This is a genomic window from Neobacillus drentensis (genome assembly GCF_036965425.1).
In the GTDB taxonomy this organism is placed as follows: Bacteria; Bacillota; Bacilli; order Bacillales; family Cytobacillaceae; genus Neobacillus; species Neobacillus drentensis_F.
Genome location: NZ_JBALPP010000079.1, coordinates 62,567 through 73,334 on the forward strand (window position 1 = coordinate 62,567; position 10,768 = coordinate 73,334).

Below are 10,768 nucleotides of genomic sequence, written 5' to 3' on the forward strand. Positions count from 1 at the left end.
GATCCTTAATGTGTAAGAAGGGTATAGGAAGGAGAGTTATGGTACTTGATCGGTAGGATTGCATGTAGTTGGTCATTTCGACAATTTGCTTCCTCCAGAAGGTCTCAGAGCTAAGCAACTTCTTACATCAAATTATTCGGCTTACATACTTGACCACATTATTTGTACAAAATCAAAGACTCCCTGCTATCATGCTGGGAGTCTTTTTTATGGTTCATAAACTTTTTTGATAGCATTTGGGAAGAAAGCATTGTTTTTTGTATCGCCTGGCGATATATATTGCAAATATGCATAAAAACCTTCATATTAAATAGTAAAGGGGGTCCGATATGCGACGTGATATTCAACCAAATGAGCGAGCTTTTTCTACCAAGGAAGCGGCAGAAGAAGTGGGTATTGCAACACCAACTGTTCGAAAATATGGCCAAATCTTAGAGCGGAATGGATATGAGTTTTTAAAAGATGGCGATCGGCGCATCTTTGTTCAATCTGACATTGGGGTGCTTATAGCGTTACGCGATACGGACAAGCCCCTGGACGATACAGCGAAAGACATTGTTAATCAACAAAAGGAAAGATTAAAGGGGTCCACGGAAACAGAGATTGCACTTTCCGATCCATACGAAAATTTACCACAAGACCCCAATCAATTAAAAGAAATCTTAATGTTTTTAGTCAATGAAGTCGCAGCTACACGTGAAATAAATGCCCAATTAACGAATGATTTGTCTCAGCTTAAAACCCATGTATCCCGTCTCCAGCAGGATCATCATGTTATAAGTTCTAATATTGCAAATTCGGCTCAGAAGACCATTACTAAAATTGAAAAATTATCTGAACAACAAAATACTCATTACGAAACGTTACTACAGCAAGAAAAAGAAAAAAGTGAATTCTTACAAATAGAAATACAGAATTTGCGAGACGAGCAGAGTAAAGAATGGATTTCACAAAATGAATTTAATAAACGTTTAGAAGAAGCGATACAAAAACAAAAACCTAAAGAAAAATGGAGAGGGCTACTCTCCATATTCCGAAAATAAAGTGCCTATTAAGGCATTTTTTGTTTTGTATCGCTTGGCGATATAACTAGTAATTTTCTGGTTTCGACTTTTAAGGTCTCTATTTTTCAAATTTAACAAATTCCCGGGAAATATCTACAATATCTGAGAATATATTCGACAAATTACTCAATTACCCCAGATTCCGTTATCATTACATTCGCTTTGATATTTACTTTTAAATGGGGATAATCTGTTTTCCACTTTTCAAAATTGAATTTTCTTGTTTTGCTTTTTACAAAATGGCCATAACCGACGGGATCGATATTTTTTTTCTGAAACCTATTGGTTAATAAGGTACATTCCTTTTCAATATTTTTTTGCAGTATTTTTTCGATTTCCTTAATATCCTTAGGGGTAACACGTTTGCCCGAATATTCATTTAAAATAGCATTAACCTTAAGTTTTACATTTACAGTAAATGGCTTTTTAGTAGAAAGCTGCATTTTGTATTTGGAACGAATGCTTTCAATGGCCGCTCTTTCTTTTTTATGGGTGACCTTTAACGTTCCACGACTATATTTGTCCACGAGCAGCTTAAAGTAAAACATTTTCGAAGCGGGAATCGTATCGACAACATGTCCGTATCTAAAAAAGCTAATACCGCTTATTTCAATCTGATCCTTGCTGATTTTTCTTAATTCTGGAAGATATGGTGTCTTTCCTAACTGATTAAAATCAAATAAAAAACGATGAAGGTTTGTTTTCGGTATATCTTTGTTTTTCATATTATGGCGGATGAGATTCGATAAATAAATCGCATTTCCTCTTTTTCCGTACTGACCTTCAAGTATATCCTTTGCTTCACCCTTTGCTGTTGCAAGGTATAAGCCAGCGCCTATACTAGGGTCCCGCTGAAACGAATCAATCAAATCTAAAATTCCATTTTCTTTCGCAAGACTTTCACCAAAGAGAACTACTTTTAGGCTTCCCGTGACTAGTGGATCTGATGATTGACGCTGTACATCCCTTAGAAAGTCTCTACTTAAATTTGAAGAAGCAGAAAAGGTTTTATTCTGAACCTCTTTATTTGGCAAATAGATAGGTACTAAGGCAGTGCCTTTTATTTTTCCACCGACATAATCATAGGCACTCCCAGATTCTAGATTGACATCATCCAAAATCTCTTTTTGTACACATCCTATCAAAACAGTAAAGACCATTAAAATTACAAACACATTTTTAATCATTTTTTTTTCACCTTCTTCACTATCAACACAAGAAAAAAGAGCAGTGGAATGTAGCCATAGTTAATATAAAAGGCAATTTTACCCGTATAGTCGATAAGGGTGTTTATTTGAACACGAGACTTAAATAGGTTAATGGTAATTAAAACTATTAATGATGTGAGTATGACGCCATGCTTTTGTTTTATTTTTGTTACCCTTTTTAGGATCCTGCTGGCACACCAAAGGGCAATGCAAAAATTGGGAAGAATGACGATATTCCAATTGGCAATTCCAATGTATTCAAACCGTTCCACAAAAGGCATCTCAACAATTTTCCACATTGTTAAAGTGGCCCAAATACTCTTCTGAAGCTGCCCTTCTGAAAAATAGGCAAAAGTTAACAATGTTAGAGATGTATAAAGAAATGTGGTAAAAAGCACACCCAGATGGGCCCACTTCTTTGATTTTTGTGGATCTTTAATATATGGATAAAAAAATAACAATATCTCATAGCCAAGATAGGTAAGGGACATCTGATAGGATGCCATGACTAAATCCTTTATGGAATGGTCAAAGATCGGCTGTAAATTTTTAATATCCGCATAAGGGATAGTGAAGAAAAAAGAGAATAGTAAATATGCCGGAAGAACGACGCCAAAGAATGCCACGCCTGTTACTGTCCTGAATCCTCCGAAAATGATATAGATAGCTAACACACAAAAGGCTAAAGAATACCAAAACGTACTCATATCCTGAAACATCCATACTTGAATGACCTCAATATATGTCCTCAGTATTGTATCAGCGATAAGTAAAAAATAAATCACAAATGGTACGGATAAGAGTTTGCCTATTTTATTACCAAAAACGAAAGATTGAGCGGTAATAATATCCCCCTCTGTTGTTTCAAGAATTTTGTACATCATCCATACAATAATATGGATGCTTAACCCGGCTAAGATGACTGAAATCCATGCGTCATACCCCGCGGTCATGGCAATAATTCGCTGATAGCCAAGCACACCGATTCCGAACTGCATCGTGTGAACGAGAAAAAAAACTAAAAAAGGCGATATTTTTGCTTTTTCAGGCACTAATTGTTCCATTGCTCAATATCAGCCTCCTATTCGTCAATATCACTTTTTTTACTTTTTTTACCTGGAGGAGAAAAACGAACAGGATTTTGGGTTCTTAAGGTTTGCGGCCTCATGGATTGTTTGCTAAAAGGTAGTCTAATAAGAGAATCCTTTAGGTCCGTAACTCTTGGCGGATAGATTGGTTCTAAAAAAGGCCTATTAAGGGAAGTAAGCCTTAGTAAGTGTGTCATTAGGAGACAAAAACAAAAAACAATTCCAAGCAGCCCCCAGAGCTCCGCGAAGAATAAAAATGGAAACCGCAATAAACGGATGGCATTGCCCATTTTATAAACCGGTGTTGTAAAAGATGCAAGTGCGGCAAGTGCCACGATAATAAGAAGGACGTTACTTGTTAGTCCTGCTTCAACAGAGGCAGTTCCAATCACGATACCGCCTACGATACCGATTGTCTGACCTACTTTTGTCGGAAGACGGGCACCAGCCTCGCGGAGCAATTCAATCGTTAGCTCCAGAAAAAGGGCTTCCAAAATTGGAGGGAGCGGAATTTCCCGACGGGACGTTACTAACGTATTCATTAAATCTTTTGGGATGAGCTCGTAATGGTAAGATAATGTTGCAACATAGACCGGTGTAATCAAAATAGAAAAGGCAACAGCGAAAAGCCGGATGAGTCGGAAAAAAGAGGACAACATCCAATTTAAAAAATAATCCTCAAAAGAACCAAAAAATTCTACTAGCGTTGTCGGAGTGATCAACGCATGTGGAGACCCATCAACAAATATGGCGATTTTACCTTCTGCCAAAATGGCCGTAACCCGGTCTGGACGCTCCGAATCGAGAAGCTGCGGGAAAGGTGAATTTTTATTATCACATATAAGTTGAACAATATAAGAACTATCCGTAATCGCATCAAAGTCTATATTCTTCAGCCGCTCTATAACCGTTTTGACGTTTTCAGGGTCGACAATGCCATCTAGGTATAGAATGGAAACCTTCGTTTTTGAAAGAGATCCAATTGTTAGTTCTTCCGAAATCAGTTCTTTCACTGGAAGCCGTTTGCGAATAAGGTTTACATTTTGATCAATCGATTCGACAAAGGCTTCTTTTGGACCGATTACACTAAATTCCACCTCTGGGGTTGTTACACTTCTGACAATCTCTTTTTGGACTGCCAGAAAGGCAAAATGTTTTTGATCTGATTCAAGTGTTAAAAGAGCATAGCCATTAAACAACTTTTGCTCAATTACACTTGGGTCATCGCTGATTTGCACATCCGTCATTGCAACAAGTTTTTTTAAGTCCTCGATTTTTTCGAATGGTTTTTCAAGCAAATATGGGAGAGCATTATTTTGTAAGATGCTCTCGTCTATGAGAGTGGAAATAAATGAAAATGTAAACCGGTTGTTTGTTGGTTGATTAGTATAAGAAACCTTTTTATAGTCTTTGGAACGCTTCAGGTATTGTTCTAATGATTCTCTATCAACTTGTTGCTCGTGTTTTTTTGAAAACCAACCCATTAGTCGAATCACCTCCGTATACAGCATTACTTTTATCTTTTCCTTAAGTGGAAGGATTATGAATTCAAAAGAAAATCCCCCAATTTGGGGGAATCATCATTTATAGCACCTCAAACCATACGGGCGATTGGTCATCAGGGTCTCCATTATAATTAATCAATATTTCTTCGCCTGCTTTAATATNNAATCGTATCTGTTTTCCTTTTAAATTTATATTTGGCATTAGGTGTGTAAGAATGGTTAAATAACGAGCCATAGCCTAATGCGACAGCTCGGGCTTTATCATTTTTCCCCCACCAAAATACATAGTTTGACAGCACTGTTTTTTTCAAATATTTATACTCTTCATGAGGGACGACAATGATTGGCGAAGCATCTAAGAGTTCACCTTTTTGGATATCCCTGGTTGCAAAAACGCCTCTACCGTACTTCGATTCTTTTACTTCTAGCACAAGTTCTTGGCCTCCGTTCATTTATAGTCTTTATAAAAATATTCAAGATGATCGCCAGTTGTTAAAATTTTAAAATAAAAATTGGAAATATCGTCTTTGCATTTCTTATGAACGAGGGATAAAGAATAGTTCTAAGAGGTGAAAATGAAGTGACTGTAATAACTACCTTTAAAGAAAAACGACGTGAAAAACAAATAAAATACGAACGTTCCGTTCTGCGGGATTTATCGATTAATACACTGAAAGAGAGAGTAAGACAGTATTTTGGTACAACAAATATTGCCTCAAGCATGATCATGAATACGGGAATAGAGGAAGCCTGCTATGATGTCGCCCTTGAAGCTTTTTTATTAGGGGCAAAGTTCAGCAAATTTGGCTACCATGGAGAGAGTATGGAAGACGTAAGGATCCGCTGCTTCCGCGAAGAACATCATTTAATTGATACGTTATATAATTTTTTACTGTACTGGGGTAATGGCCAAGAAGGAGCCATGAGTGAGTCCCTTTATTATTTATGTGAACAATACATCCATGTTTGGTGGAGAGAGGGCTACGAAAAAGGCCAAAGGCGCCATAAGCTGCGACTTCATTAAATTGTCCAGCTTCAGCGCCTAGGGGATCTATGGTCTATAGCCCCTAGGAAAAATGAACTGCATTTTTCCCTGATCAAGGCGCTTCCGCTTTTCTTGTAATATTTTTCCCCCTTGTCCCATATAGTTTATTGAACAGGGACGAGCGGGAAGGAATGATTTGGTTGTCAAAGCGCAGATTGAAAATAATCGGTTTTTCGGTGGGTTTACTGGTATTATTCCTCATCTTACAGCACGACTTTTCGGAAAATAACTCATGGAAATCCTGGAATCTTCCTTTATCGGGGAAAATCATCCTACTTGATCCAGGCCATGGCGGTCCTGATGGGGGCGCGGGTACCGGGAAAACACTCGAGAAAGATATTGCCTTAGATATTACGTTAAAAGTTAGGGATCTTTTGCAGCAGCAGGGCGCTCTTGTGGTAATGACAAGAGATACAGATACGGATTTAGCAGATGATGATACAAAGGGCTATAGCCGCAGAAAAGTAGAAGACCTTAAGAAACGATTAAAAATGATTAATGATTCCGATAATGATTTTTTTGTCAGTATCCATTTAAATGCGATTCCTTCCTCAAGATGGAGCGGTGCCCAAACCTTTTATGCCCCGCATCACAAAGAAAATGCAAAAGCGGCTAAATTTATCCAAGAGGAACTTCGCAAAAATCTAGGGAATACCAATCGTAAGGCGAAGCCAATAAGCCAGGTATATATTTTAAAAAATGCCAAAAAACCAGGGGTGCTGGTTGAGGTAGGCTTTCTCTCAAATCCAGCAGAAAAGGAAAACTTGAAAAAGAAATCGTATCAGGAAAAAATAGCGGAATCCATATACCGTGGGGTCATCCGTTATTTCACGAATGAAAAAGAATTAAAAGAAACAGATTAAAGGAAGGTGGGAAACACCTTCCGTTTATTTTGGCTTTTTTCATTGATTATTGTTTACCTGTGATTCAATTAACTGATTCTTTGGACATGTATGATATACTGAAAGATGGAAACGAATTCAATTGGTGAGGTGTTTACTCAATGTTAACAGAAGCAAGAATCCGTGAGGCCATTGGCAGCCTTAAAGAGCCATTTTTACATAAAAGTTTAGCTGAATTGAATGCAATCGAGGAAATTAAGATTAAAGAAGAAAAAAATCATGTGAGTGTTAAGTTGGGGATTGCCCGGACGGGAACGAGCGAGCAATTGCAGCTGCAAACACAAATCGTGAATTTAATAAAAGAAGCCGGGGCAGAAACCGTAGGCATTCGCTTTAGCGAACTGCCGGAAGAAGTTTTAGCTGCTCACCGACATGCAGAGCCTGAAAAAGAGAAAAATCTTCTCAATGCTGCCGATACTACGTTCATTGCTATTGCCAGCGGTAAAGGCGGCGTAGGGAAATCAACAGTATCCGTCAACCTTGCTGTTGCTTTAGCACGCCTAGGTAAAAAGGTAGGACTAATTGACGCCGATATTTATGGATTCAGCGTACCAGATATGATGGGCATTACGAAGCGCCCTGTTGTTCGAGGAGAAAAGATTATTCCAGTTGAGCGCTTTGGCGTTCAAGTTATTTCTATGGGCTTTTTTGTAGAAGACAACTCCCCAATCATTTGGCGCGGCCCGATGCTTGGCAAGATGTTAAATAGCTTCTTCAATGAAGTAGAGTGGGGAGAAATTGATTATTTACTATTAGACCTGCCGCCAGGAACAGGAGATGTTGCGCTTGATGTTCACACCATGCTTCCGGCATGTAAAGAAATTATCGTAACCACTCCACATCCAACAGCAGCTTTTGTTGCTGCACGCGCTGGGGCGATGGCTCTTCGTACTGAGCATGAAGTCCTTGGGGTCATTGAAAACATGGCATATTTTGAAAGTAAATTAACCGGTGAAAAAGAGTATGTGTTCGGTCAGGGCGGCGGCGATAAGCTTGCTGAAGAATTAAATACCAAGGTTCTAGGCCGCCTGCCTCTTAATCAGCCGGATTGGAACGATGAAGACTTTGCTCCGTCTATCTACCAAGAAGATCATCAAATCGGAAAAATTTATCTAGAAATTGCCGATAAAGTAGTAAGCCTTCTTAAAAAATAAGGTCAAAAAAGCCCCTTCGGTTTAACGAAGAGGCTTCTTTTTTTATTTGGTTATTTAAGAGCCGCCCTGACCACCAGAACTTTGATTGCCGCTGGATTTTTCAGATGACCCGCTTTTACTGCTGGCTTTGGTATTCGCTTCTTCAGCAGCCTTCAGAAGCAATTCTTGAATTTTAGCCTTAAACAATGGACTATCTACTGTTTCAGTAATAACTTTTTGAAGATGTTCGCGATATTCTTTACTTTTTAAGGCATCTGCCATTTCTTTTTGAATCTCAGGTTCCTTAAAAACCTCAATCATCATACCTCTATATTCAGGATCATTCATCAAATCCTTCAATAGTTTTTCATTTTCGGATCTCATATTTTTCGCAACGCCTTGAGCAAATTTTGGGTCACTAAAAGTCTTTTTCCAAAATTCAGTCGCTTTATCTGAAGTCAGGGTTTGTGAAATGGTGTCGGAAACAACCTTTTGATCCATCACTAGTTTTTCTTTTATGCCATCTTTGGACATAACTTCTTCAATTGCTTTCTTGCCATCATCGGTTTTAAGAATATCCACAACCATTTTTTTTGTTTCGTCATAATCCACTTGCCCTCCGCTGCTTGTATCACTAGAAGAACAGCTCGTTAAGAGCACCATGATGGGTAGGAGGAGCAACATACTTTTCGTTTTCATTTTCAAGCTCCTTTCACATAAGAATCCTTAATTTTATAATGAAGAAAACTCGGAAAGATTATTCGTTGGAACTTTAAAATATGGATTTTTCAAATGTTGATTGGTACAATCATAATGGAATTTATTTTTGTACGCTGGAGGTTTATAAGGTGACAAGCCGAAATTTGGTAAGGTTGTTTATGACCACTTTAGTAGTTGGCGGGCTTACGACGGCTATTGTGGGATTGATTGTCCGCTGGAATGAAATGCAGCCATTTTTTGTTGGATTTCAAATTGGCGATATATTGTCGGCGTTAATCTGGTTTATTGTCATGGGGTTTTTATTTAGTGCTATCAGCCAAATGGGCTTTTTTGCATATTTAACGATTCACCGGTTTGGAATAGGAATATTTAAATCTGTTTCCCTCTGGAATGCTGTTCAGGTTGTCCTAATTTTATTTGCTCTGTTTGATTTGGTATATTTACGATATGAAAATTTTGCTAAATCTGGACAATCGATAGTTCCTTTTTTGGTACCGGCCATAATCCTTTTAGCAGTCGGTGCTGTGGCTGCGTGGTATAAGGTGAAACAGACCAATAAGCAGGCGTTTATCCCGGCACTATTCTTCATGGTTGTGGTAACGATAGTAGAGTGGGTTCCTGTTCTAAGGACAAACTCTAAAAACTGGCTTTTTTTGATGATGTTTGCATTGATAGCCTGTAATGCCTATCAATTGTTAATTCTCCATAAATTAAATACACAATCAGAAAAGGAAAGACAGGAAAGACTTAAACGAAAAGCAAATAGCCCTAAAAAATTAACAAAAAAACCGTCCGTATAAATGGACGGTTTTCTTTTTAGTTGATTATCTTCGACTGAACTTCCCCGTTAGTAATCATTTCGGAAACGGAGACGAGTTTTAAGCCTTTTTGACGAATATTCTGAAGAATAAGCGGCAAGGCTTTAGCAGTTTGTTTAGCCGAGTCAGAGGCATGAAGTAGAACAATATCTCCCTTATCGGCTTTTTTTACATTTGCGACGATCTTGCCAACCCCAGGATTGGTCCAGTCCTTTGAATCAACACGCCAATGAACCATGGTGTATCCATATCTTTTCGCGATTTTTAATGCCCGCTCGTCAAAATGCCCTGTTGGCGAACGTAATAATTTAATATCCTTCACATTTAATTTTGCAAAAACTTCCTGGGCTTTGGCAATATCCTTGCCGATCTTTACATCCTCTAAATCACGATAGTCAACATAATCATACCCAAGAATACCAATCTCAAACCCATCTTTGACAATCCTGCTGACAAGATCAGGGTGTCTTTCAGCCCATGATCCAGACAAAAAAAACGTAGCTGATTTCACATTTTCCTTTTTTAATGTATCTAGAATAGGTTCTGCCTTTTCATCACCCCAGCCAATATTAAAGGTTAGAGCAAGGTCTTTTTCACCGCGATAAACGGCTTTTGGACCCTCCTTCGTTGAAAAGACAGGTATTTGTGCAAGGTTCTCCATATAGAGAAACCATGCAGTAAAAAATGCGGCTATTAAAATGAGAACAACACTCTTTAAGGCCTTTCCATTTAGCACAACAAAGAAATTCATCATGACCACCTCGTCCAATACCATCCTTGTCTTCAACCTATGCTTGTTTTTTTAAATATATGATTAAAGAATTTTTATTATAAAATTTCATTAATTGGAAAATACTACAATAACTAGAAATTCCACTGGAGGTAATTCAATGTTTGGGCTTCTCATCAATGAAAAAGAAGTAAAAGAAATGGAATATCTAATTAAAAGAGAAATGGATGAAATATTATTTGATTTAAGGGATGAACGCATTGATCATATAGTAAAAAGAGCTATGGAAGAGAGATATAAGGTACTCTTTACTTTATTTAGAAGGGTCGCATCACCGAACGATTGTTTAAGATACATGAGAAGAGGTAAGAGGGACAGAAAAAAAGGATAACTTTTTTTCAAATTCCGTTGACAACTATAAAATATCTTGGTATATTAATAAACGTCGCTGCTGACGTAATAAAACAACTTTTAAAAAAGTTGTTGACATTACGAAATGCAGATGATATATTAATAAGGTCGCCTTTGAGCGATGGCTTGTTCTTTGAAAACTAA

11 protein-coding genes and 1 pseudogene are annotated in these 10,768 nt (G+C 37.9%); 6 read left to right on the forward strand and 6 right to left on the reverse strand.

All coding sequences use genetic code 11. The annotated features are described in order from the left end of the window. Positions 1-329 precede the first annotated feature (329 nt). Positions 330-1,043 (forward strand): hypothetical protein, encoded by a 714-nt coding sequence (locus V7161_RS19175; protein ID WP_335714513.1) that lies wholly within the window; start codon positions 330-332, stop codon positions 1,041-1,043. A 143-nt stretch (positions 1,044-1,186) separates the two neighbouring features. Here V7161_RS19175 and V7161_RS19180 read toward each other — a convergent pair whose 3' ends face one another. The 4 genes and pseudogenes from V7161_RS19180 to V7161_RS19195 form a co-directional block, all read right to left on the reverse strand. Beyond that, positions 1,187-2,251 (reverse strand): Ger(x)C family spore germination protein, encoded by a 1,065-nt coding sequence (locus V7161_RS19180; protein WP_335714514.1) that lies wholly within the window; start codon positions 2,249-2,251, stop codon positions 1,187-1,189. Further along, on the reverse strand, positions 2,248-3,336 hold the full coding sequence (locus tag V7161_RS19185) for a GerAB/ArcD/ProY family transporter (RefSeq protein ID WP_335714515.1): 1,089 nt from the start codon (positions 3,334-3,336) through the stop codon (positions 2,248-2,250). The genes V7161_RS19180 and V7161_RS19185 overlap by 4 nt, the downstream gene beginning before the upstream one ends. Before the next feature lie 17 nt (positions 3,337-3,353). After that, positions 3,354-4,844, reverse strand: coding sequence for a spore germination protein (locus V7161_RS19190; protein WP_335714516.1), 1,491 nt, complete (start codon positions 4,842-4,844; stop codon positions 3,354-3,356). 100 nt (positions 4,845-4,944) lie between these two features. Next, positions 4,945-5,317: pseudogene (locus tag V7161_RS19195) on the reverse strand (SET domain-containing protein). 128 nt (positions 5,318-5,445) lie between these two features. Between V7161_RS19195 and V7161_RS19200 the strand changes: the two are divergent. The 3 genes from V7161_RS19200 (at position 5,446) to V7161_RS19210 (ending at position 7,966) form a co-directional block, all read left to right on the forward strand. Then, positions 5,446-5,889 carry a YbaK family protein gene (locus V7161_RS19200; protein WP_335714517.1) on the forward strand — a complete coding sequence of 148 codons (444 nt, stop codon included), beginning with the start codon at positions 5,446-5,448 and terminating at the stop codon, positions 5,887-5,889. Positions 5,890-6,041: 152 nt separating this feature from the next. Then, positions 6,042-6,773 carry an N-acetylmuramoyl-L-alanine amidase CwlD gene (cwlD, locus tag V7161_RS19205; protein WP_335714518.1) on the forward strand — a complete coding sequence of 244 codons (732 nt, stop codon included), beginning with the start codon at positions 6,042-6,044 and terminating at the stop codon, positions 6,771-6,773. Between the two features lie 140 nt (positions 6,774-6,913). After that, complete coding sequence (locus V7161_RS19210; RefSeq protein ID WP_335714519.1) at positions 6,914-7,966, forward strand: Mrp/NBP35 family ATP-binding protein; 1,053 nt, start codon at positions 6,914-6,916, stop codon at positions 7,964-7,966. Positions 7,967-8,020: 54 nt separating this feature from the next. On the opposite strand, the gene gerD is transcribed toward V7161_RS19210, so the two are convergent. Beyond that, a complete protein-coding gene (gene gerD / locus V7161_RS19215) occupies positions 8,021-8,644 on the reverse strand; it encodes a spore germination lipoprotein GerD (RefSeq protein ID WP_335714520.1) in 624 nt (207 codons plus the stop codon). A gap of 149 nt (positions 8,645-8,793) precedes the next feature. Between gerD and V7161_RS19220 the strand changes: the two genes are divergently transcribed. Beyond that, on the forward strand, positions 8,794-9,465 hold the full coding sequence (locus V7161_RS19220) for a KinB-signaling pathway activation protein (RefSeq protein WP_335714521.1): 672 nt from the start codon (positions 8,794-8,796) through the stop codon (positions 9,463-9,465). 16 nt (positions 9,466-9,481) lie between these two features. Here the strand turns inward: V7161_RS19220 and pdaB are convergent, their stop codons facing one another. After that, positions 9,482-10,234 carry a polysaccharide deacetylase family sporulation protein PdaB gene (pdaB, locus tag V7161_RS19225; RefSeq protein ID WP_335714522.1) on the reverse strand — a complete coding sequence of 251 codons (753 nt, stop codon included), beginning with the start codon at positions 10,232-10,234 and terminating at the stop codon, positions 9,482-9,484. A gap of 139 nt (positions 10,235-10,373) precedes the next feature. Here pdaB and V7161_RS19230 point away from each other — a divergent pair, with 139 nt between their 5' ends. After that, positions 10,374-10,604 (forward strand): hypothetical protein, encoded by a 231-nt coding sequence (locus tag V7161_RS19230; protein ID WP_223595806.1) that lies wholly within the window; start codon positions 10,374-10,376, stop codon positions 10,602-10,604. Positions 10,605-10,768 lie beyond the last annotated feature (164 nt).

What these genes read in the sequence shown, in the direction of transcription:
- V7161_RS19175 (WP_335714513.1), top strand. Translation starts at nt 330, where the DNA reads ATGCGACGTGATATTCAACCAAATGAGCGAGCTTTTTCTACCAAGGAA.
- V7161_RS19180 (WP_335714514.1), bottom strand. Translation starts at nt 2,251, where the DNA reads ATGATTAAAAATGTGTTTGTAATTTTAATGGTCTTTACTGTTTTGATA.
- V7161_RS19185 (WP_335714515.1), bottom strand. Translation starts at nt 3,336, where the DNA reads ATGGAACAATTAGTGCCTGAAAAAGCAAAAATATCGCCTTTTTTAGTT.
- V7161_RS19190 (WP_335714516.1), bottom strand. Translation starts at nt 4,844, where the DNA reads ATGGGTTGGTTTTCAAAAAAACACGAGCAACAAGTTGATAGAGAATCA.
- cwlD (WP_335714518.1), top strand. Translation starts at nt 6,042, where the DNA reads ATGATTTGGTTGTCAAAGCGCAGATTGAAAATAATCGGTTTTTCGGTG.
- V7161_RS19210 (WP_335714519.1), top strand. Translation starts at nt 6,914, where the DNA reads ATGTTAACAGAAGCAAGAATCCGTGAGGCCATTGGCAGCCTTAAAGAG.
- gerD (WP_335714520.1), bottom strand. Translation starts at nt 8,644, where the DNA reads ATGAAAACGAAAAGTATGTTGCTCCTCCTACCCATCATGGTGCTCTTA.
- pdaB (WP_335714522.1), bottom strand. Translation starts at nt 10,234, where the DNA reads ATGAATTTCTTTGTTGTGCTAAATGGAAAGGCCTTAAAGAGTGTTGTT.
- V7161_RS19230 (WP_223595806.1), top strand. Translation starts at nt 10,374, where the DNA reads ATGTTTGGGCTTCTCATCAATGAAAAAGAAGTAAAAGAAATGGAATAT.